We start from the raw sequence: 22,312 nt of genomic DNA, 5'->3' as shown, positions 1-22,312 counted from the left end.
TCTGTCCGCACAGGCGTGGCAAGCTACGTCACCCAAATCGAAGCCCAGCCATGACCGCTCAATCACTCACTCGACGCCGCACCGTTTTGTTCGCGCTGATCGCCGTCGTCTGTGCAGCAGGCCTGTGGCTGGGTTACCGCTGGTTTGAGGGTCGATACGTCCGTACGTTCAGTGATCGTGCGGTTCTCTTTGCCGGAGACGTGCTCAGCCTGCCATCGAAGCTTGCGGGGCCGGGGCGAATCCGGGTCGTGCACTTCTGGGACCCCGCCTGCCCTTGCAACGTTGGCAATCAAGAGCACTTGAGTGAACTGGTGGCGCGGTTTTCCGGGGACGGTGGCGTGGACTTTTACGCGGTGCAGAAGCCGGGGTCTCGTGGGCAACTGCCAGCCAACCTGAGCGCCATTAAGCAGCTGAATGCGTTGCCAGGCGCTGAGCGAATACCTTCAAGCCCTGCCGTCGCCATCTGGGATCGGCAGGGCCATCTGGCCTATTTCGGGCCATACAGCGACGGGCTGGTCTGCAATGTGCAAAACAGCTTCGTGGAGCCGATCCTTCAGGCGCTCAAGTCGGACAGGCCGGTGAGCGCCACGCACACCATGGCGGTGGGGTGTTATTGCCCGTGGACGCTATAACCTCAGCCCTATGAATACCCCGGCTGTCGGTCGGGCATCTTTTGTGGGAGCCGGCTCCCACAAAAGCGCAGGCCTGCGATACGGCAAAGAACGGGCGCCCGACGCCGACTACCCAGCCCCACCACAAATCTGTAGCCTTCCGGGCTTCTCTCTGATCTTTCGAGCCCTCGGATGAAACGCAGTCTTTCTGTCGTCGCCGCTGTCGTGATCCTGATCGCGGGTGGCGGGATCTGGTATGTCCACAGCAAGCAACCGGTACGAAGTGGCGATATCGCACTGACGCATCTTCAGGCACCGGTCACCGTGCGCTATGACGAGCGCGGCGTCCCCCACATCAAAGCGGAAAATCAGGAAGACCTGTACCGCGCGCTGGGCTACGTGCACGCCCAGGACCGGCTGTTCCAGATGGAAATCCTGCGCCGTCTGGCCCGTGGCGAACTGGCTGAAGTGCTGGGGCCGAAACTGATCACCACCGACAAGCTGTTTCGCAGCCTGCGCATTCGCGAGCACGCCGATGCCTACGTCGCCCGACAGGACAAGAACACCCCGGCCTGGAAAGCGCTGCAAGCCTATCTGGACGGCGTGAACCAGTATCAGGCCGGACATCCCAAACCCATCGAGTTCGACGTGCTGGGTATCGATAAGCGCCCGTTCACAGCAGAAGACACCTTGAGCATCGGCGGTTATCTGGCCTACAGCTTCGCCGCCGCATTCCGCACCGAACCTCTGCTGACCTACGTGCGCGACCAATTAGGGCCGCAGTACCTGAAAACCTTCGATCTGGACTGGCAACCGCAGGGCGCCCTGCACCCATCGCCTACCTTGACCAGCAAGGACTGGAAGGGCCTGAGCGATTTGGCGTTGATCAGCCAACAGGCGCTGGAAGACGCGGGTCTGCCACAGTTCGAGGGCAGCAACGCATGGGCCGTGTCGGGCAGCCGCACCCAAAGTGGCAAACCGCTGTTGGCGGGCGATCCGCACATTCGCTTCTCGGTCCCGGCCGTCTGGTACGAGGCGCAGCTCTCGGCGCCGGGCTTCGAGCTCTACGGGCACTTTCAGGCCCTTAACCCATTCGCCTTATTGGGCCACAACATGGATTTCGGCTGGAGCCTGACCATGTTCCAGAACGACGACGTGGACCTGATCGCCGAGAAGGTCAACCCCGAAAACCCCAATCAGGTCTGGTACCACGGCGCCTGGGCTGACATGACTTCACGCCCCGAACAGATCAAGGTCAAGGGCGAATCACCGATCACGTTCAACCTGCGCCAGTCGCCCCACGGCCCGATCATCAATGACGTGCTGACTGCGAGTGGCATTCAGGACCACGCCGACACACCGGTGGCCATGTGGTGGTCCTTCCTTGAATCGGACAATCCGATTTTGCAGGGCTTCTACGAGGCCAATCGCGCCGACACGCTGGACAAGATGCGCAGCGCCGCCGAGAAGATTCATTCTCCCGGCCTCAACGTGGTGTACGCCAACGCCAAGGGCGACATCGGCTGGTGGGCCGCCGCACAACTGCCGGTGCGCCCGGCAGGCGTGAACCCGGCGTTCATCCTCGACGGCAGCACCGAGCAGGCGGACAAAAACGGTTTCTACCCGTTCAGCGCCAACCCGCAGGAAGAGAACCCGGCCCGTGGCTACATCGTCTCGGCGAATTTCCAGCCGGTATCGCCGACGGGCATGGAAATTCCGGGTTACTACAACCTCGCTGAACGGGGTCGGCAGTTGAACAGGCAACTGAGCGATGCCTCGGTGAAGTGGACTCTGGAGAACAGCAAGGCCCTGCAATTGGGCACGAAAACCGACTATGCCCAGCAGATCCTGACGCCGCTGATTCCGGTACTGCGTCGAGTCATCCGCGATCCGGAAGAGCATGACCTGATCGAGCGTCTGGCAGCGTGGAAAGGCGACTACCCGGTGGACTCGGTCGGTGCGACGCTGTTCAACCAGTTCCTCTACAACCTGTGCGACCAGACCTTTCGCGATGAACTGGGCGACGGGCTGTTCTCTACACTGCTGTCCACAAGGGTAATCGACATGGCGCTGCCAAAGCTGGCCGCCGATGCGAAGTCGCCGTGGTGGAACAATCGCAACTCCAACGAAACCGAGAGCCGCGACAACACAGTGAAAGTGGCTTGGCATGCGGCGGTTTCACATTTGAAATCGCTCTATGGCGTAAATCCGAGCGAATGGACCTGGGGCAAGGCGCACACCCTGACCCACGAGCACCCGCTGGGTCGTCAGCCGCCGTTGGACATGCTGTTCAACGTCGGTCCGTTTGCAGCGCCTGGCACTCATGAAGTGCCGAATAACCTGTCCGCCAGCATTACCACCGCGCCGTGGCCGGTAACGTACGGACCGTCTACGCGACGCCTGATCGATTTCGCCGATCCAGCCCATGCGTTGGGCATCAATCCGGTTGGGCAAAGCGGGGTGTTGTTCGATAAGCACTACGCCGATCAGGCCAAGGCGTATATCAGCGGGGAGTATTTGCCGGAGCGGTTCAGTGAGGGGGATGTGGCGGGGAATAGCAAAGAGGTGTTGAGGTTGGTGCCGTCAAAGTAGCACCACCTCACCTTGTGGGAGCCGGCTTGCTGGCGAAGGCGTCAGGTCAGTCACATTTGGGCTTAATGACACAACGCTTTCGCCAGCAAGCCGGCTCCCACAGGTTTGATGATCGTCCCCACGCTCCGCGTCCAGCATCTGGCAACGCGGAGCGTCGGTGGATGCATTCCCACGCGGAGCGTGGGAACGATCAGGCAACGATCAAACCGGCTCAACCACCTGCGGGCGACGCACTTCCGGCTGTTTCCAGCCATCGGCGGCCGCTTCTTCGATGGCCTGCTGAATGGCCTTCTTGCGCTTCTCTTCGGCACGACGGCTGAAGAACCACACCAGGAAGGTCGCCAGCGACACCGCCAACAGAATCAAGCTGGCAATGGCGTTGATTTCCGGCTTCACACCCAGACGCACTGCCGAGAACACTTCCATCGGCAGGGTCGTCGAGCCAGGGCCCGAAACGAAGCTCGCCAGCACCAGGTCATCCAGCGACAGGGCGAAAGACATCATGCCGCCCGCCGCCAGCGACGGCGCAATCATCGGGATGGTGATCAGGAAGAACACTTTCCACGGACGCGCCCCCAGATCCATCGCCGCCTCTTCAATCGACATGTCCAGCTCACGCAAGCGAGCCGACACCACCACCGCCACGTAAGCCGCACAGAACGTCGTGTGAGCGATCCAGATGGTGACGATGCCACGCTCCTGCGGCCAGCCGATCAACTGCGCCATGGCCACGAACAGCAGCAACAGCGACAGACCGGTGATCACCTCCGGCATCACCAGCGGCGCGGTCACCAAGCCGCCGAAGAACGTGCGGCCCTTGAAGCGTGTGACGCGGGTCAGCACGAACGCCGCCATGGTGCCCAGCGCGACGGCCGCCACCGAGGTGTAGCAGGCGATTTCAAGCGAGCGCGCCACAGCGGCCATCAGTTGCGTGTTGTCCAGCAGGCCGACGTACCACTTCACCGACCAGCCGCCCCAGACCGTCACCAGTTTCGAGGCGTTGAACGAGTAGATCACCAGGATGACCATGGGCGCGTAGATGAAGATCAGGCCCAGCACCAACATCAGGTTCGAGAATCGGAAGCCTCTCATGCCTTGCCCTCCAGTTCTTTGGCCTGGCTACGGTTGAACAGAATGATCGGCACGATGAGGATCAACAGCATCACCACCGCCAGCGCAGACGCCACCGGCCAGTCGCGGTTGTTGAAGAACTCTTGCCACAAGACTTTACCGATCATCAGCGTCTCGGGGCCGCCCAGCAATTCAGGGATGACGAACTCGCCCACCACCGGAATGAACACCAGCATGCAGCCGGCGATGATGCCGTTCTTGGACAGCGGCACGGTGATCTTCCAGAAGCTGTTGAAGGTGCTCGAACCCAGGTCAGACGCCGCTTCCAGCAGGCTCTGATCGTGCTTCACCAGGTTGGCGTACAGTGGAAGGATCATGAACGGCAGGTACGAATAGACCACGCCGATATACACCGCCAGGTTAGTGTTGAGGATCTGTAATGGCTCGCTGATCACACCCAGCCACATCAGAAAGGCATTGAGCAGGCCGTTGTTGCTGAGAATGCCCATCCACGCGTAGACGCGGATCAGGATCGCGGTCCAGGTCGGCATCATGATCAGCAGCAGCAGCACCGTCTGCATTTCTTTGCGGGCGATAGAGATGCCGTAGGCCATCGGGTAGCCGATCAACAGACACAGCAAGGTGCTGAAGAAGGCCATCTTCAACGAGCCGAGATACGCCGAGATGTACAGATCGTCGCCGGTCAGCAGCGAGTAGTTCGCGAAGTTGAGCACGATGTCGAGCTTCTGCTCGGCGTAGGAGAAGATCTCCGTGTACGGCGGAATCGCGACGTCGGCTTCAGCGAAACTGATCTTGATGACGATCAGAAACGGCAGTGCGAAGAACAGGAACAGCCATAGAAACGGAACGCCGATGACCGCGTGGCGGCCACTGGGCGTGATGCGATTGAACGCACGTTTTACTTTTCGAATTTTCATGAGCGCAGTACCACGCCGCTGTCGTCTTCCCACCAGACGTAGACTTCGTCGTCCCAGGTCGGGCGTGCGCCACGGCGTTCAGCGTTGGCCACGAACGACTGAACCAGCTTGCCGCAGGCCAGTTGCACGTAGAACACCGAGTGACCGCCCAAATAAGCGATGTCGTGCACCTTGCCGCGGGACCAGTTGTATTCATACGTCGGTTGCTCAGTGGTAATGAGCAGTTTTTCCGGACGGATCGCGTAGGTGATGTGCTTGTCTTCCACCGACGTGCTGATGCCGTGGCCCACATAGATGTTGCGCTCAAGCTCGGGGCTTTTGATCAGCGCGTGACCTTCCATGTCTTCGATGACTTCGCCGTCGAACAGGTTGACGTTGCCGATGAACTCACAGACCAGACGGCTGGTCGGGGTTTCGTAGATATCCACAGGGCTGCCGATCTGTGCGATCCAGCCCAGGTGCATGATCGCGATGCGTTGGGCCATGGTCATGGCCTCTTCCTGGTCGTGGGTCACCATCACGCAGGTCACGCCCACGCGCTCAATGATTTCCACCAGTTCCAGTTGCATCTGCGAGCGCAATTTTTTGTCCAGCGCGCCCATCGGCTCGTCGAGCAACAGCAACTTCGGCTTCTTGGCCAACGAGCGGGCCAGCGCCACACGCTGACGTTGACCGCCAGACAGCTGATGCGGCTTGCGCTTGGCGTACTGGGTCATCTGCACCAGTTTGAGCATCTCGGCCACGCGGGACTCGATCTCTTCCTTGGGCAGCTTGTCCTGCTGCAAGCCGAAGGCAATGTTCTGCGCCACGGTCATGTGCGGGAACAGCGCGTAGGACTGGAACATCATGTTGATCGGACGTTCGTATGGCGGCATGTCGGTGATGTCGACGCCGTCGAGGAAAATTCGTCCCTCGGTCGGTCGTTCGAAACCGGCGAGCATACGCAGAAGTGTGGACTTGCCTGAGCCGGAACCGCCAAGCAAGGCGAAGATTTCGCCTTTGTTGATCTGCAGAGACACATCGTCCACAGCAACCGTCTCGTCGAATTTCTTGGTGACCCGATCGATTTTGACCAGCACCTGCTTAGGTTGCTGACCACCCTCAAGGGCTTTTTTGTAGGCGCCGGAGGCAACTGCCATGGGTGAAACTCCCAACTGTTTTTGCGCCCGACCGGTACGGCCGGGCGCCAGGTCTTTATTTACCGGATTTGATCTTGGTCCAGCTACGCGTCATCACACGCTGGATTTTCGGTGGCAACTCGGAGTTGACGTACAGCCGCTTCTGTACTTCCGCGGACGGATAAACCGACTCGTCGTTGCGGATTTCCTGATCCATCAGGTCACCTGAAGCCGGGTTCGGGTTGGCGTAACCCACCTGGTCACTGACCTTGGCGATCACGTCAGGCTTGAGGATGTAGTTGATAAAAGCGTGGGCAGCTTTGACATCGGGTGCGTCTGCCGGAATCGCCAGCATGTCGAACCACAGATTGCCGCCCTCTTTCGGGATCGAATAGGCGATGTTCACGCCCTTGCCCGCTTCTTCCGCACGAGCCTTGGCCTGGAACACGTCACCCGAGAAACCGGCCGCGATGCAGATGTCGCCGTTGGCCAAGTCCGTGATGTATTTGGAGGAGTTGAAGTAGGTCACGTAGGGACGCACTTTCAGCAGCTTGTCCTCGGCCTTCTTGTAGTCTTTTTCGTCGGTGCTGTTCGGGTTCAAGCCCATGTAATTCAGCACGGCGGGTATCATTTCGTCTGCCGAATCGAGGAACGCGACACCGCACTTCTGCAGCTTCTTGATGTTCTCGGGTTCGAACAGCACGGCCCAGGAATCGATGGTGTCGACACCCAGCACTTCCTTGATCTTGTCGACGTTGTAGCCAATCCCGTTGGTGCCCCACAGGTATGGCACCGCGTACTGATTACCCGGATCGTTCTTCTCCAGGCGCTTCATCAGTTCAGGATCGAGGTTGGAATAGTTGGGGAGTTGCGACTTGTCGAGCTTCTGGAACGCGCCGGCCTTGATCTGCTTGCCAAGGAAGTGGTTGGAGGGGACAACGACGTCATAACCGGTGTGACCGGCCAGCAGCTTGCCTTCCAGGGTTTCGTTGGAATCGAAAACATCGTATTTGGTCTTGATCCCCGTCGTGGACTCGAAATCCGCGAGGGTCGTGGTGCCGATGTAATCGGACCAGTTATAAATGCGGACGGTGGATTCCGCGTATGCGCCGACGGCGAGCGTCAGACCGGCTCCCAACAACAAGCCTTTGGAAAATAAAGAAATAGACACGTTTGCAGTCCTTTTCAGTGGGTGAGCCTGTTGGCTCTGCCGACGACAGTAGTGGCTGCCTGTGACAAATCCGGCGCGCAACTTACCCTCGATAAACCCTTCTCGCAAAAAAACTTTTTATCTGCCCGCGCAGGTGGCGGAAAACGCGGATTTCTGTAGGAGTGAGCTTGCTCACGAAGAGGGACTTTCAACCGCCTACGATGGGGGGTGGATGTACCGCTTTTTTCGTGAACAAGCTCACTCCCACAGGTCCTTCAGTGATGCCTCAACAGCGTCCGTTCCATAAGGAATCGGGTGAACGTGCCGCAACGGGGCGGCACGCTTCGACCAGGCTTATTTGCCCGATTTGATGTTGGTCCAGCTGCGGGTCATCAGACGCTGAGTCGCTGCAGGCAGGTCAGCAATCGCATACAACTTGGCCAGAACATCGGCTGGCGGATAAACGCCCGGGTCGGAAGTAATTTCCTTGTCGACGAACTCGGTCGCAGCCTTGTTACCGTTCGGGAAGTGAACAGCGTTGGTGATTTCAGCCATCACCTTCGGTTGCAGAATGAAGTTCATGAACTTGTAGGCGCCTTCGACGTTCTCGGCGTCTTTAGGGATCGCGACCATGTCGTAGAAGCTGCCAGCACCCTCTTTCGGAATGTTGTAGCTGACTTTGACCTTGCCACCGGCTTCTTCAGCACGGGCCTTGGCCTGATACACGTCCCCCGAGTAACCCACGGCTACGCAGATGTTGCCGTTGGCCAGGTCCGAGATGTACTTGGAGGAGTGGAAGTAGGTGACCGAAGGACGAATCTTCTTGAACAGCGCTTCGGCTTTCTCGATGTCTTCTTTCTTCTGGCTGTCGGTTGGCAGGCCCAGGTAATGCAGCGCGACTGGCAGCATTTCGGTCGGAGAATCGAGGAAGCTGATGCCACAGGCTTTCAGCTTGGCGGCGTTTTCAGGCTTGAACAGCAGATCCCACGAGTTGGTCGGTGCGTCGGCGCCCAGCGCGGCCTTGACTTTCTCAGGGTTGAAACCGATACCGATCGAACCCCACATGTACGGGAAGGCGTGCTTGTTATCCGGGTCGCTGACCGACACGGCCTTCAACAGCGCAGGGTCGAGGTTTTTGTAGTTAGGCAGCTTGGACTTGTCCAGCTCTTGATAAACACCGGCCTTGATCTGTTTGGCCAGGAAGTTGTTCGACGGTACGACGATGTCGTAGCCCGATTTGCCCGCCAGCAGTTTGGCTTCCAGGGTCTCGTTGCTGTCGAAGACGTCGTACACCACTTTGATACCCGACTCTTTTTCGAAGTCGGCGATGGTGTTTGGCGCGATGTAATCGGACCAGTTATAGACGTGCAGAACTTTGTCATCGGCGTTCGCAGCAGCCACTGCGCCCATCAGGGACAAGGCGAGAAGGGTTTTGCCAAATTTCTTCATTCGTACAGCTCCAATGTTTTATGTTAGCGGCGACTAAAACAACCGTTAGTCTGGCAATTTCCTGGGCGGGCTTACAAGCAGAGCGGCCTGCCTTGTTGCATAACTTTCAAAGATTTCATCTGCACGCTAACAACCTGTCTCTTTGTAGGAGTGAGCTTGGTCTGGGCAACATCCGGACGATAGCGTCCAATCAGACGCTGCATCTGCGAGTGACAACCGCAATCGCGAGCAAGCTCACTCCTACAGTCCATCACTTACTCAACTCGGCCAACGTCAGGTCCAGGCATTTGCGTGCCTTTTCCACCAACTCATCAATCTCTGCAAAGCTGATCACCAGCGGCGGCGAGATGATCATCGTGTCCCCCACCGCGCGCATGATCAGTCCGTTATTGAAGCAGAATGTCCGGCAGATCATGCCCACGCCGAGATCGGCATAGCGTTCGCGAGTGGCTTTGTCCTTCACCAGTTCGATGGCGCCGAGCATGCCGACACCCCGAACTTCACCCACCAAAGGATGATCGCTCAACTCACGCAAACGCTTTTGCAAGTATGGTGCCGTTTCTGCTTTCACCCGGTCGACGATCTTCTCTTCGCGCAGGATGCGGATGTTTTCCAGACCCACCGCCGCCGCCACCGGGTGACCGGAATAGGTGAAGCCGTGGTTGAAATCGCCACCCTCATTGAGCACCGCGACCACTTCGTCTCGCACAATCACGCCGCCCATGGGGATATAACCGGAGGTCAGGCCCTTGGCGATGGTCATCAGGTCCGGCTTGAGGTCGTAGAAATCGCTACCGAACCACTCACCCGTGCGGCCAAAGCCACAGATCACTTCATCAGCCACGAACAGGATGTCGTACTTGGCGAGGATCTCTTTGATCTTTGGCCAGTAGGTGTCTGGCGGGACGATCACGCCACCCGCGCCCTGGATCGGCTCGGCGATGAACGCACCGACGTTGTCCACGCCCAGTTCGAGAATTTTCTTTTCCAGTTGCTCGGCGGCCCAGACGCCGAACTCGTCCGGGGTCATGTCGCCGCCTTCGCCGAACCAATAAGGCTGCGGAATGTGGACGATGCCCGGAATCGGCAGGTCGCCCTGCTCGTGCATGTAGGTCATACCGCCCAGGCTCGCGCCCGCCACGGTAGAGCCGTGATAGCCATTCTTGCGGCTGATGATGGTCTTCTTGCTCGGCTTGCCTTTGATCGCCCAGTAATGACGAACCAGACGCAGCACGGTGTCGTTGCCTTCGGAGCCGGAACCGGTGAAGAACACGTGGTTCATGCCGTCGGGGGCAATTTCGGAAATCGCTTTGGCCAGTTGCAACGCAGGCGGGTGCGCGGTCTGGAAGAACAGGTTGTAGTAAGGCAGCTCGCGCATCTGCTGGCTGGCAGCCTCGGCCAATTCGTCGCGGCCATACCCCACCGCCACGCACCACAGCCCAGCCATGCCGTCGAGGATCTTGTTGCCTTCGCTGTCCCAGAGGTAAACGCCCTTGGCGTGGGTGATGATGCGCGGGCCTTTCTCTTTAAGCTGTTTGAAGTCGCTGAACGGCGCTAGGTGATGATCGTTGCTGAGCGCTTGCCATTCGCGGGTTTGCGGATTGTTGGAACTCATGAACCACTCCATTAGCTGCGTATCGCGTGTGGGCGCCGTCTGACTTCCCAGGCTCGACGGCGCCCATAGACTTCAGACGGCAAAGAGCAGGAATTCCCGCTCCCAGGAACTGATCACACGCTTGAAGTTTTCGTGCTCGGCGCGCTTGACCGCGACGTAGCCGGTGACGAAGGTCTTGCCGAGGTATTTCTCGACGGTCTTGCTGTTTTCCATCCGCTCCAGCGCATCCTCGATGGTCAACGGCAGGCGCAGGTTGCGGCGCTCGTAGCCACGGCCCACCACCGGCGCGCTCGGATTCAACCCTTCGACCATGCCGATGAAGCCGCACAACAGGCTCGCGGCGATGGCCAGATACGGGTTGGCGTCGGCGCCCGGCAGGCGGTTTTCAACGCGGCGGTTCTGCGGCGAGGCATCCGGAACACGCAGGCCCACGGTGCGGTTTTCTTCGCCCCACTCCACGTTCACGGGCGCCGAGGTGTCGGGCAGGAAGCGGCGGAACGAGTTGACATTGGGCGCGAACAGCGGCAACAGTTCGGGAATCAGCTTCTGCAGACCACCAATGTGCTGCAGGAACAACTGGCTCATGGTCCCGTCTTCATTGGAGAAGATGCTTTTGCCCGTCTCGATGTCGATGATGCTCTGGTGCAGGTGCATGGCGCTGCCTGGCTCGCCGGTCATGGGCTTGGCCATGAAGGTCGCCGCCACGTCATGCTTGAGCGCGGCCTCACGCATGGTGCGCTTGAACACCAGAATCTGGTCGGCCAGATGCAGCGCGTCACCGTGACGGAAGTTGATTTCCATCTGCGCCGTGCCGTCTTCGTGAATCAGGGTATCAAGGTCCAGATTCTGCAGTTCGCACCAGTCGTAGACGTCTTCGAACAGCGGATCGAATTCGTTCGCCGCTTCGATAGAGAAGGACTGGCGACCGGTTTCCGGACGGCCCGAACGGCCTACCGGCGGCTGCAACGGGTAGTCAGGGTCGTCGCTGCGCTTGGTCAGGTAAAACTCCATCTCCGGCGCCACGATCGGCTGCCAGCCTTGATCGGCGTAGAGCTTGAGCACTTTCTTCAAGACGTTGCGCGGCGACAGCTCGATGGGGTTGCCCTGCTTGTCGTAGGTGTCGTGAATCACCTGCGCAGTAGGCTCGATGGCCCAAGGGACCAGAAACACCGCATTCTGGTCAGGACGGCAGAACATATCGATGTCGGCAGCGTCCAGTAGCTCGTAATAGATGTCGTCTTCGACGTAGTCCCCGGTCACGGTTTGCAGCAGAACGCTTTCCGGCAGGCGCATGCCCTTTTCGGCAATGAACTTGTTGGTCGGGGAAATCTTGCCGCGAGTGATACCGGTGAGGTCGGAGATCATGCACTCGACTTCGGTAATCCTGTGTTCTTTCAACCAATCGGTGAGCTGGTCGAGGTTGGTACTCATAAATACCTCAGGGTTTTCGGTGTCCTGGTAGCTGAATTAGCTAGCAGGGGCTATCTGGACGCTTCGGCGTCACGCTGTCTTGCCCGTTTTCGGCAGGCATCGCCAAATGCCTGCAGAATTGAAAGATAGTCGGGGTTCTGCGTGACTTGCCACTCCGGGTGCCACTGAACGCCAAGCGCGAATACATCGGCCGAAGCAAAAGACGCGCCCGATGGTACGGAGATCGCTTCAATCAAGCCATCCGGCGCGGTGGCTTCGACGCGCAGACCGGGTGCAAGACGCTCGATTCCCTGACCGTGAATTGAATTGACACGAATTTCTTCTGGCAATCCCAATCCAGCCAACATACCACCCGGCTCAATGTGCATCGGATGACTCGGAGCATATTGAATTTCAACGGGTTCGTTGTCTGGCTCACGATGATCCATAAAGGTTCCAGTCTCATGAACCTTCTGATGCAGACTGCCGCCAAACGCCACATTCATCTCCTGAAAACCACGGCAAATCCCCAATACCGGCACGCCAGCAGCCACAGCGGCGCGAATAAGGGGTAAGGTGGTGGCGTCGCGTGCAGGATCATGAGCAGTGCCTGGCGCGCTGGCTGGACCGCTATAGTGATAGGGTTCGACGTTGGAGGGAGATCCGGTGAAGAGCAAACCATCGACCACCGAGAGGATATCGGCCGGATCGATGAGCTCTGCCAGTGACGGCAAAATCAGCGGCAAGCCCTTGGCAGCGACGGCGACTGCGCGGACGTACTTGTCGCCGCTGATGTGATAGGCATGCGAGCCGATTTGCTGAGTGCAGGCTGTGACGCCGATCAGCGGAAGGCGAGACATGTGACCCCCGGCGTTATTGCTGTTATGGGTTGCAACCGAGCTTAGCCTTGTTCATTTTTTTACACAACAACCCCGTAAAAAATAAAACACGCCCCGCTCAAGATCGCAGTTCCCGAGACCTCCAACGGCATATTTACGCCCTAAAACACGGCAAAAATGGCCGCAAGGCGCCGTTTTAGGGCAAAACAGGGCTCTCTTGACTTCATCTGGGCTTTCGGATTGACTGAACCCCGTAATGCTCGATGATTGATATTTTCAACAACAAAGGTGTTGCATCATGTCGGTACCCCCGCGTGCCGTTCAGCTCAACGAAGCGAACGCGTTCCTTAAGGAACATCCTGAGGTTCTATACGTTGACCTTCTGATTGCAGATATGAATGGAGTGGTGCGCGGCAAGCGCATCGAACGCACCAGCCTCCATAAGGTTTACGAGAAAGGCATTAACCTCCCGGCTTCTCTTTTCGCACTGGATATCAATGGCTCGACGGTGGAAAGCACCGGCCTGGGCCTGGACATCGGTGACGCAGACCGAATCTGTTATCCCATTCCCGACACTCTGTGCAACGAGCCTTGGCAGAAGCGTCCGACCGCACAACTATTGATGACCATGCACGAGCTGGAAGGCGAGCCGTTCTTCGCCGACCCGCGTGAAGTGCTGCGCCAAGTGGTGACCAAGTTCGACGAACTTGGCCTGACCATCTGCGCGGCGTTCGAGCTGGAGTTCTACCTGATCGACCAGGAGAACGTGAACGGTCGTCCACAACCCCCGCGCTCGCCAATCTCTGGCAAACGCCCGCACTCGACACAGGTCTACCTGATCGACGACCTCGACGAATACGTCGATTGCCTCCAGGACATTCTGGAAGGTGCGAAAGAGCAAGGCATCCCGGCCGACGCCATCGTCAAGGAAAGTGCCCCAGCGCAGTTCGAAGTCAACCTGCACCACACCGCCGACGCGCTGAAAGCCTGCGACTACGCGGTACTGCTCAAACGACTGATCAAGAACATCGCCTACGACCATGAGATGGATTCCACTTTCATGGCCAAGCCGTATCCAGGTCAGGCGGGTAATGGTCTGCACGTCCACATCTCGGTTCTGGACCGCGATGGCAAAAACATCTTCACCAGTGAGGATCCCGAGCAGAACGCCGCGCTGCGTCACGCGATCGGCGGTGTGCTCGAGACCCTACCGGCGCAGATGGCGTTCCTTTGCCCGAACGTCAACTCGTATCGCCGGTTCGGTGCTCAGTTCTACGTGCCCAACTCGCCCACCTGGGGGCTGGACAACCGTACGGTCGCCGTTCGCGTTCCGACCGGCACTGCGGATGCCGTGCGTATCGAACACCGCGTTGCCGGTGCCGATGCCAACCCGTACCTGCTGATGGCGTCGGTGCTGGCCGGTATTCACCACGGCCTGACCAACAAGGTCGAGCCGCCTGCGCCGGTTGAAGGCAACTCGTACGAGCAACACGAACAAAGCCTGCCGAACAACCTGCGCGACGCCCTGCGCGAGCTGGACGACAGCGAGATCATGGCCAAGTACATCGATCCGAAGTACATCGATATCTTCGTGGCCTGTAAGGAAAGTGAGCTGGAAGAGTTCGAGCACTCCATCTCCGACCTTGAGTACAACTGGTATCTGCACACGGTGTGACGGCTGTGTGAATTAAAAAGAACGCCCTCAAACCGCGTGGTTGAGGGCGTTTTTTATTTTAGACGGGACATCATGAGATGGGATTGATCGTTCCCACGCTCCGCGTGGTAACGCCGCCCAGGACGCTCCGCGTCCATCGCCGGGGTGACGCAGAGCGTCACAGAATGCATGCCCACGCAGAGCGTGGGCACGATCAACAGGATTTCGCGCACCTGTAGGAGTGAGCTTGCTCGCGATGACATCGGCAGGCGCCACTGCCGAATGCCTCGCGTACAATGCCTCCGACCCCGATCAAGAGAGCACTCAATGACCCGCCCCGCCACACCCCGCAAACCCCGCGCACGCAGCCAGGCCCGGATCGATTCCATCCTCGATGCCGCCCGCACGCTGTTGGCTGCCGACGGCGTGGCGAGCCTGTCGATTTACAGCGTGGCCGAGCGCGCGGGAATTCCGCCCTCGTCGGTCTATCACTTTTTTGCCAGCGTCCCGGCACTGCTCGAAGCCCTGACCGCCGACGTTCACGCGGCCTTTCGCGAAAGCCTGCAACAGCCGATCGATCACGCACAACTCAACACCTGGCACGACCTGTCACGCCTGGTGGAAAATCGCATGTTGGTCATCTACAGCGAAGACGCCGCCGCTCGCCAGTTGATCCTCGCGCAGCATGGGCTGACCGAAGTCACCCAGGCGGACCGTCAACACGACGTTGAACTGGGCGAACTGATGTACGCACTGTTCGCCAAACACTTCCAGTTACCCGCCTTGCCGGATGACGTGGAAGTCTTCGCTCTGGCACTGGAACTCGCCGACCGCGTATACGCGCGCTCAGTGCAACTGCACGACAGCATCACCCCGCGCATGGCCGAGGAAGGTCAGCGGGTGTTCGACGCGTATCTGGGGCTGTACCTGCCGCCGTTTTTGCCGAAACACACGGCAATCTGAGACCATCCCGCTCCCACGGGGAATCGCAGTTCAACCCTGACTCGTGGTGTCCTGACTAGCGCACCACCTCTGCCGACTGTGTCTCTATACGAGCATCAAGCCAAACATCAACGAGCATGTCCTGGCCGTCCACCGTCAAGGCGGCAGGACTATGGAATCGATAAACCTGTTTTCCGACTGAAACCTTCACCCTCCCCTCCACTACTGCAACTCTGGCAAGCGGATCGCGTGTCACCAAAAACGCCTTCCCATCGCGTGCCATTGCCTTCAACGCCAATTGATCATCGTCCATGCGCTGATAGAGAAAGTAGCGATAAACAAAAGAAGAGGTCGCCCCGCCTGCATCGGTGAGGACGGCGTAGACCATCCCGGCATTTCCTATGGGATAGCGGCCAACGATTTCCGATAATACAGGCGAAGGCTGGCGGTTGAGCAAAATCCAACCAAGCAGAACGACGCACAGAGTAGCCAGAAGCCACGCCGTTAACTTAGTGCTACAGCGGATGGCAAATCGCATATTTAATGCCCTCCAGAATCATCATCTGGTCATTCCTGTCGTCACCATAAGGAAACGAGAACCAGTCTACCCACGTTATGTCCTCCTCCGTTGTACCCGCCCTGAACTGGGCAAAACCTGCAGCTCGCTGAAGTACAAACTTGAAAAGCCGGCCGCCGTGCCAACAGCACCATAATGGAAGTTTCCAAAGTCTTGATACTCCGCGCCTTGCTGCTTGAAATCCCACGGTCCTCCATTGCGAACCTGCTCATAAAACCATCGCCACAGCAACGCACCGCGACCGTATTTGTAGAGCACCTTCTTTTGGCGAGCCCAATGCAGGTTCAAAGTCAGGTTAACCCCTTCCGGCGCACGCGGTATTCTCATAATCTCGACGTCCGACTTAGTAAAAGACGGATCGAATGTAGGGATGACAATCCCCTCTGTTAAGAGCTGTCAGCCATGTCCCAAAAATTCAGAAGCGTCCTACAGCAGCCCGCGCAGCGTCTTTCTCCTGAGTCCGACATAACAACAGACGTTACTCACTGTGAGAGCTAACTCTGTCGCGATATGGCATCTCAGGCGCGACGTGTTAGAGATACCTCGTAATCGTTCGCCGCAGGCGAGCGCACTCCCATGAAGTCCGCGTGCTACTCCCAGAAGCAAAAAACCCCGAAGGGCTCGCACCCTTCGGGGTTGTTCACAGCGCATCGATCACAACTTGGCGATCGACACCTCGGTGGATTTCACGAACGCGATCACTTCGCTGCCAACGGCCAGTTCAAGCTCTTTGACCGAACGAGTGGTGATCACGGAAGTGACGATGCCGGAGGCGGTTTGTACGTCGATTTCAGACAGTACGTCACCGGTGACGATTTCCTTGATGGTGCCTTTGAACTGGTTGCGGACGTTGATGGCTTTGATAGTCATGGTAGGGCTTCCTTTTGTGAGATCAGTGCCAGGCGCGACATTGCGCCCGGGTTAGTTGGCCCAACGCAGTTGCGTGGGCAGCGGTGAAGTGGGTTCGGGTTCGGGCGGGCTGCCAGGAAGCGACAGCACGCGGTTAAGGACTTCTGTCTCCAGCGCGGCCAGTCGATACGAGCCGCGAGCGCGAGGACGGGGCAGGTCGACGTGCAAGTCGAGGCCGATGCGCCCTTCTTCGATCAGCAAGACACGATCAGCAATCGCCACTGCCTCGCTGACGTCATGGGTCACCAGCAAAACCGTAAAGCCGTGCTTCTGCCAGAGGTCTTCGATCAACTGCTGCATTTCAATTCGCGTCAGGGCATCCAGCGCGCCAAGCGGTTCGTCCAGCAGCAACAAACGCGGTTCGTGGATCAAGGCGCGAGCCAAGGCCACTCGTTGCTTTTGGCCACCTGACAGCGCCGCAGGCCATTCGTTGGCGCGCTCAGCCAGACCAACCGCTGCCAGCGCTTCAAGGGCCTTGCCGCGCCAGTCGCCACTGAGGCCCAGACCGACGTTATCGATAATGCGTTTCCACGGCAGCAAGCGCGCTTCCTGAAACATCAGGCGGGTGTCTTCACGGGCGTCCGCCAGCGACGCATTGCCTGCCAGCAATTGCCCGCTCGATGGTTGATCGAGGCCCGCCAACAGGCGTAGCAACGTGCTTTTGCCACAGCCGCTGCGACCGACGACGGCAACGAACTGCCCCGCCGGAATATGCAGGTCGATGTCTTTGAGGACTTCCCGCGAGCCAAAGGTTTTCTTCAGTTTGCGCACTTGCAGCGGGATGCCGCGCAACAGGTTTGCCGGTTGTTGAAGCGTGCTCATCGTGCGCCACCTTTTGCCACTTGATACGCCGGGTGCCAACGCAGGCAGACCCGCTCCAGACCGCGCGCTGCGAGGTCTGCCAGTTTGCCGAGAACGGCGTACAGCACGATGGCCAGAACCACCACATCGGTTTGTAGAAACTCACGCGCATTCATCGCCAAATAGCCAATGCCGGAGCTGGCCGAGATGGTTTCGGCGACGATCAGCGTCAGCCACATGAAGCCCAGCGCGAAACGCACACCCACCAGAATCGAAGGCATTGCGCCTGGCAAAATCACATGCCGGAACAGCGCGAAGCCTGAAAGACCGTAGCTGCGCGACATCTCTACCAGCGCCGGATCGATGTTACGAATGCCGTGATAGGTGTTCAGGTAAATCGGGAACAACGTGCCCAGCGCTACCAGAAAAATCTTCGCGCTCTCGTCGATACCGAACCACAGGATCACCAGCGGAATCAGCGCCAGGTGTGGCACGTTACGAATCATCTGCACCGAGCTGTCGAGCAGGCGTTCGCCCCACTTGGACAGCCCAGTGATGAAGCCCAGCGTCAGACCGATACCGCCGCCGATGGCAAAACCGATCGCCGCACGCCAGCCGCTGATGGCCAGGTGAGTCCAGATTTCGCCACTGCGCACCAGCGTCACGCCCGCTTCGATGACCGCGCTTGGCGCAGGCAGAATTCGAGTGGACAGCCAACCGGCACTGACCGCCAGTTGCCAGATCGCCAGCAGCAAGACCGGTAGCAGCCAAGGCGCCAGTCTTTGAGTGATTCTTTCCACGCTCATGGAGTTGTCTCCTCTCAATGCCCAGGCTTACTGCGCTTTCGCGACAGCAGCAGGTGGCGTCCAGATCACATCGGCGATGCTGAGCGGTTTAGGGATCAACTTCAGTTGATAGAAGGTGTCGGCGATTTTCTGTTGAGCCGCGATGGTTTCCGGGCTGATGAACAGCGCTCCGTAACCCTGGCGCTTGACCGAGATTTTGGTGATGTCTTCCGGCAGACCGAGCAGTGGCGCGACTTGCTTGGTGACTTCATCCGGGTTGGCCTTGGACCACTCGCCTACGGCGCGCACTTCTTCGACCAGGGTCTGAATCACTTTCGGATGTTGCTGTGCGTAGGGCTTGGTCGCCAGATAGAACTGGTTGTTGTCGACGATGCCCTTGCCATCACGCAAGGTACGCGCCTGAAGCTGTTGCTCGGCCGCAGCCTGGTACGGATCCCAGATGACCCAGGCGTCGACGGCGCCGCGTTCGAATGCTGCGCGGGCATCTGCTGGCGGCAGGAACACGGTCTGGATGTCGGTGTATTTCAGACCAGCCTCTTCCAGCGCGCGCACCAGCAGGTAATGCACATTGGAACCTTTGTTGAGGGCGACTTTCTTGCCTTTGAGATCTGCCACCGATTTGATTGGCGAATCCTTGGGCACCAGCAGCGCTTCGCTGGTCGGTGCAGGCGGCTCAGATGCGACGTAAAGCAGATCAGCGCCCGCAGCCTGTGCGAACACCGGTGGAGTCTCGCCGGTCACGCCGAAATCGATGGAGCCGACATTGAGGCCTTCCAACAGTTGTGGGCCGCCGGGGAACTCAGTCCATTGCACCTGCACGCCCTGCTCGGCCAGTTTCTTTTCCAGCGAGCCTTTGGCCTTGAGCAGCACCAGCGTGCCGTACTTTTGATAACCGATACGCAGGGTGTCGGCTTGAGCCTGGGTTAGAACGCCAAAGGACACCGCCGCAGCAAACAGAGCGACCAGGCCTCGACGCAAAATGACAGTGCGCATGGCACGCTCCTTTGCTAGTAGCTTTCAGGTGGCACCTGCTTGTCCGATGGCGGGCAAGTAAGGTGTTCATGGGGATTCATGGCCGACGAAATCGCCGGGACGGAGAGACATTAACAGCGGGTTCATATTCTTTAAAATCATATTTATTCATTTGGTTAGCACCAGAATGAATAACAAGCAATACGTCGATTCTGCGGGAGTCGACTTGCTGGCGAATTCAGGGCGTCAGGCGTCACTGCTTCGCATGACACACCATATTCGCCAGCAAGCCGGCTCCCACAGGTTCAGTGTCAAACGCGAGATTTGAATTCAGCCCGATCTTTGTAGGAGCCGCCTTGGTGGCGAAAGGGATTGGCCAATCAACATAAAATTTCCCGCAGTAAGTTTGCAGCGGGCCGCATAAAAAAAGGGCCGATAAATCGGCCCGAATGTCGTGGTTGAAGCAGGTCTGTCAGCGGTTGGGCTGCGGCGTCAGGCGCAGGTACGGCGTGACGGCCTTGTAGCCCTTCGGAAAGCGTTGCTTGATCTCTTCCTCGTCCTTGATCGACGGCACGATCACCACGTCATCACCGTCTTTCCAGTTCGCCGGAGTCGCCACCTTGTGGCTGTCGGTCAGTTGCAGCGAGTCGATCACCCGCAGGATTTCGTGGAAGTTACGACCCGTACTGGCCGGGTAGGTAATGGTCAGACGTACCTTCTTGTTTGGGTCGATCACGAACAACGAACGCACGGTCAGGGTTTCGCTGGCATTCGGGTGAATCAGGTCATACAGCTCGGACACCTTGCGATCCGCGTCAGCCAGAATCGGGAAATTCACGATAGTGTTCTGGGTGGAGTTGATGTCATCGATCCACTTGATATGGGAATCGACCGGGTCCACGGAAAGGGCGATAGCTTTGACGTTGCGCTTGTCGAACTCGTCTTTGAGCTTGGCCGTAAAACCCAGCTCGGTGGTGCACACCGGTGTGAAGTCGGCAGGGTGGGAAAACAGAACGCCCCACTGGTTGCCCAGCCATTCGTGAAACTTGATCGGACCCTGGCTGGATTGCTGTTCGAAGTCGGGGGCGATGTCGCCAAGTTTGAGGCTCATGCAGTCAGCTCCTTTGATGGGTGTTGTCGGGATACTGTGCCTGCGAAATCGTTAAAACTGAAAGACCGAATAACGATGTTGAACAGCCATTTCGCTATAAAAAGCAGATGTTTTATTTTCTTTCCGGCATAAAAAAGCCCCGCCGAAGCGGGGTGCTTTCCACGCGTGTCCAGGCGCCTGAAGCAACACGGTTTGCGTGATGGGTACCTGGAGCTGGAGATTACCCAGTCGTTTCTGTGGTACCTCTTAGAAGCCCTCCAGAACGATCTTGCCTTTCGCCTTGCCGCTTTCCAGTAGAGCATGGGCACGACGAAGATTTTCTGCGCTGAGGCGTCCGTAGTTATCGCCAAGAGTGGTGCGCAAGAGACCCGAATCGACGTGCCGCGCAATTTCGTTGAGGATGTTGTGCTGCTCCTGCATGTCCTCGGTTTCGTAAAGCGAGCGGGTATACATCAGCTCCCAGTGCAACGACAGGCTCTTACGCTTCAGCGGCACAGCGTCAAGCGTGGCCGGATCATCGATCAGGCCCAGCCTGCCCTGAGGCTTCAGTGATTCGATGATTTGCTCGTAGTGCCGATCAGTCTGGGTCAGGCTTGCGACATAGCTGACTTGTGCAATGCCAATGCGCTTGAGCTCTTCGCTGAGTGGCTTGGTATGGTCGATGACGTGATGCGCACCCAGCTCGGTGACCCAGGCCTGGGTTTCCGGGCGCGAAGCCGTGCCGATGATTGTTAGTCCGGTCAGTTGACGCGCCAACTGAGTCAGGATCGAACCCACCCCGCCCGCAGCGCCGACGATGAGCAGCGTTTCGCCCCGGTCGGTGGTATCACGTGCGACACCGAGGCGATCGAAGAGTAACTCCCAGGCGGTCAGGGAAGTCAGTGGCAATGCCGCAGCCTGGCTGAAATCCAGCGATTGGGGCATTGAACCGACGATACGCTCGTCCACCAGTTGCAGCTCACTGTTACTTCCCGGGCGGATCAACGATCCGGCGTACCAGACCCTGTCACCAGGCTTGAACAGCGTCACGTCGCTGCCGACCGACTTGACCACGCCGGTAGCGTCCCATCCGAGGATACGGGGCTGGCTTTCGTCTTCGTGCGGTACGTAGCCCTGTCGCACCTTGGTATCGACAGGATTGACCGATACGGCCTTTACCTCTACGAGCAGGTCGCGCGGCTTCGGCACTGGCTCGGGTATATCGATCTCCACCAAGGCGTCGGGATGTTCGATAGGCAGGCATTTGAAGTGTGCAATGGCTTTCATTCGAAGAACCTCAGGAGATGCGATACATTTTCGTGATGGTGAGCTTTTCAGCAGCACGCTCGATGAAAGGGAGCGCGGCCTGAAAATGCGGTGTCGCTTCGTGAGCAGTCAGCGCCCCTTCAGTGCGCCACTGTTCGATCATGTGGAAAGTGCGAGCCTGCTCGGCATCACGATGGAAGTCGTACTGGATGCAATCCGCTTCGGCTCGGCTCGGGCCTTGCAGGCGCTGCAGCATCTCCTCGAGTTCGGCTTCAAACCCGGCCTTGGCGATCAAAGTGGCAATCAGTGTCAGAGGGGTGGTCATCAAACCTCCTGCTTGTAAGCGTTAAATAAAGAGAGAGCGCATTGGCTGGCACGGGTGTATCGAAGATATCCATGGCGTCGGCCGTGCAGCCAACAATTTGAATCTGCGGTGCTGCGAGATGGCGGCCTGGTCGAGATCCAGGTTATCGGCACGACACACATGAACTCGTCGAAGGGG

20 protein-coding genes and 1 pseudogene are annotated in these 22,312 nt (G+C 58.3%); 4 read left to right on the top strand and 17 right to left on the bottom strand.

Translation table 11 applies throughout. From position 1 onward, the window contains the following. Positions 1-50: 50 nt before the first annotated feature. Positions 51-632 carry a DUF6436 domain-containing protein gene (locus ACI5GA_RS18110; RefSeq protein WP_421423654.1) on the top strand — a complete coding sequence of 194 codons (582 nt, stop codon included), beginning with the start codon at positions 51-53 and terminating at the stop codon, positions 630-632. Between the two features lie 171 nt (positions 633-803). Continuing rightward, positions 804-3,203: a penicillin acylase family protein gene (locus ACI5GA_RS18105; RefSeq protein ID WP_421423652.1), complete on the top strand. Its 2,400-nt coding sequence runs from the start codon at positions 804-806 to the stop codon at positions 3,201-3,203. Positions 3,204-3,414: 211 nt separating this feature from the next. On the opposite strand, the pseudogene ACI5GA_RS18100 reads toward ACI5GA_RS18105, so the two are convergent. The 8 genes and pseudogenes from ACI5GA_RS18100 to ACI5GA_RS18065 form a co-directional block, all read right to left on the bottom strand. Then, positions 3,415-4,295, bottom strand: a pseudogene (locus tag ACI5GA_RS18100) (ABC transporter permease subunit). Continuing rightward, positions 4,292-5,212, bottom strand: a complete 921-nt coding sequence (locus ACI5GA_RS18095; RefSeq protein ID WP_404635068.1) for an ABC transporter permease subunit — start codon at positions 5,210-5,212, stop codon at positions 4,292-4,294. The pseudogene ACI5GA_RS18100 and the gene ACI5GA_RS18095 overlap by 4 nt, the downstream one beginning before the upstream one ends. Next, complete coding sequence (gene potA, locus ACI5GA_RS18090; RefSeq protein ID WP_404635070.1) at positions 5,209-6,351, bottom strand: polyamine ABC transporter ATP-binding protein; 1,143 nt, start codon at positions 6,349-6,351, stop codon at positions 5,209-5,211. Before potA ends, ACI5GA_RS18095 begins: the two co-directional genes overlap by 4 nt. Positions 6,352-6,406: 55 nt before the next feature. Next, positions 6,407-7,501, bottom strand: coding sequence for a polyamine ABC transporter substrate-binding protein (locus ACI5GA_RS18085; protein ID WP_421423650.1), 1,095 nt, complete (start codon positions 7,499-7,501; stop codon positions 6,407-6,409). A 333-nt stretch (positions 7,502-7,834) separates the two neighbouring features. Beyond that, positions 7,835-8,929 (bottom strand): polyamine ABC transporter substrate-binding protein, encoded by a 1,095-nt coding sequence (locus tag ACI5GA_RS18080; protein ID WP_404635074.1) that lies wholly within the window; start codon positions 8,927-8,929, stop codon positions 7,835-7,837. A gap of 250 nt (positions 8,930-9,179) precedes the next feature. Continuing rightward, positions 9,180-10,544 carry an aspartate aminotransferase family protein gene (locus ACI5GA_RS18075; RefSeq protein ID WP_421423649.1) on the bottom strand — a complete coding sequence of 455 codons (1,365 nt, stop codon included), beginning with the start codon at positions 10,542-10,544 and terminating at the stop codon, positions 9,180-9,182. 72 nt (positions 10,545-10,616) lie between these two features. Then, the gene (locus tag ACI5GA_RS18070; protein ID WP_404635078.1) at positions 10,617-11,975 is read right to left on the bottom strand and encodes a glutamine synthetase family protein; all 1,359 of its coding nucleotides are present in this window, start codon (positions 11,973-11,975) and stop codon (positions 10,617-10,619) included. 50 nt (positions 11,976-12,025) lie between these two features. Beyond that, positions 12,026-12,814: a gamma-glutamyl-gamma-aminobutyrate hydrolase family protein gene (locus ACI5GA_RS18065; protein WP_421423646.1), complete on the bottom strand. Its 789-nt coding sequence runs from the start codon at positions 12,812-12,814 to the stop codon at positions 12,026-12,028. A 277-nt stretch (positions 12,815-13,091) separates the two neighbouring features. Here ACI5GA_RS18065 and ACI5GA_RS18060 point away from each other — a divergent pair, with 277 nt between their 5' ends. Together ACI5GA_RS18060 and ACI5GA_RS18055 are read left to right on the top strand one after the other, a co-directional pair. Continuing rightward, positions 13,092-14,468, top strand: coding sequence for a glutamine synthetase family protein (locus ACI5GA_RS18060; protein ID WP_404635082.1), 1,377 nt, complete (start codon positions 13,092-13,094; stop codon positions 14,466-14,468). A gap of 306 nt (positions 14,469-14,774) precedes the next feature. Then, positions 14,775-15,410 carry a TetR/AcrR family transcriptional regulator gene (locus ACI5GA_RS18055; protein ID WP_404635084.1) on the top strand — a complete coding sequence of 212 codons (636 nt, stop codon included), beginning with the start codon at positions 14,775-14,777 and terminating at the stop codon, positions 15,408-15,410. Positions 15,411-15,465: 55 nt separating this feature from the next. On the opposite strand, the gene ACI5GA_RS18050 is transcribed toward ACI5GA_RS18055, so the two are convergent. The 9 genes from ACI5GA_RS18050 to ACI5GA_RS18010 all read right to left on the bottom strand — a co-directional run bounded on the left by ACI5GA_RS18050 (position 15,466) and on the right by ACI5GA_RS18010 (position 22,135). Further along, a complete protein-coding gene (locus tag ACI5GA_RS18050) occupies positions 15,466-15,927 on the bottom strand; it encodes a hypothetical protein (protein WP_421423644.1) in 462 nt (153 codons plus the stop codon). Positions 15,928-16,002: 75 nt separating this feature from the next. Then, positions 16,003-16,293, bottom strand: a complete 291-nt coding sequence (locus ACI5GA_RS18045; protein ID WP_421423642.1) for a hypothetical protein — start codon at positions 16,291-16,293, stop codon at positions 16,003-16,005. Between the two features lie 327 nt (positions 16,294-16,620). Next, positions 16,621-16,836 (bottom strand): TOBE domain-containing protein, encoded by a 216-nt coding sequence (locus ACI5GA_RS18040; RefSeq protein ID WP_404635088.1) that lies wholly within the window; start codon positions 16,834-16,836, stop codon positions 16,621-16,623. A 51-nt stretch (positions 16,837-16,887) separates the two neighbouring features. Beyond that, a complete protein-coding gene (gene ssuB / locus ACI5GA_RS18035; RefSeq protein ID WP_404635090.1) occupies positions 16,888-17,697 on the bottom strand; it encodes an aliphatic sulfonates ABC transporter ATP-binding protein in 810 nt (269 codons plus the stop codon). Further along, on the bottom strand, positions 17,694-18,482 hold the full coding sequence (ssuC, locus tag ACI5GA_RS18030) for an aliphatic sulfonate ABC transporter permease SsuC (RefSeq protein WP_404635092.1): 789 nt from the start codon (positions 18,480-18,482) through the stop codon (positions 17,694-17,696). The genes ssuB and ssuC overlap by 4 nt, the downstream gene beginning before the upstream one ends. A gap of 27 nt (positions 18,483-18,509) precedes the next feature. After that, positions 18,510-19,475 carry a sulfonate ABC transporter substrate-binding protein gene (locus ACI5GA_RS18025; protein WP_421423639.1) on the bottom strand — a complete coding sequence of 322 codons (966 nt, stop codon included), beginning with the start codon at positions 19,473-19,475 and terminating at the stop codon, positions 18,510-18,512. Between the two features lie 451 nt (positions 19,476-19,926). Next, a complete protein-coding gene (locus tag ACI5GA_RS18020) occupies positions 19,927-20,565 on the bottom strand; it encodes a peroxiredoxin (protein ID WP_404635096.1) in 639 nt (212 codons plus the stop codon). Between the two features lie 246 nt (positions 20,566-20,811). Beyond that, positions 20,812-21,831 carry a zinc-binding alcohol dehydrogenase family protein gene (locus ACI5GA_RS18015; protein ID WP_192067732.1) on the bottom strand — a complete coding sequence of 340 codons (1,020 nt, stop codon included), beginning with the start codon at positions 21,829-21,831 and terminating at the stop codon, positions 20,812-20,814. Between the two features lie 10 nt (positions 21,832-21,841). Next, a complete protein-coding gene (locus tag ACI5GA_RS18010; RefSeq protein ID WP_404635098.1) occupies positions 21,842-22,135 on the bottom strand; it encodes a putative quinol monooxygenase in 294 nt (97 codons plus the stop codon). Positions 22,136-22,312 lie beyond the last annotated feature (177 nt).

The organism is Pseudomonas sp. Pseu.R1 (assembly GCF_045764065.1).
Lineage (GTDB): Bacteria > Pseudomonadota > Gammaproteobacteria > Pseudomonadales > Pseudomonadaceae > Aquipseudomonas.
The sequence above is the reverse complement of the archived record's forward strand: the minus strand, read 5'-3'. Positions and strand labels throughout refer to the sequence as shown.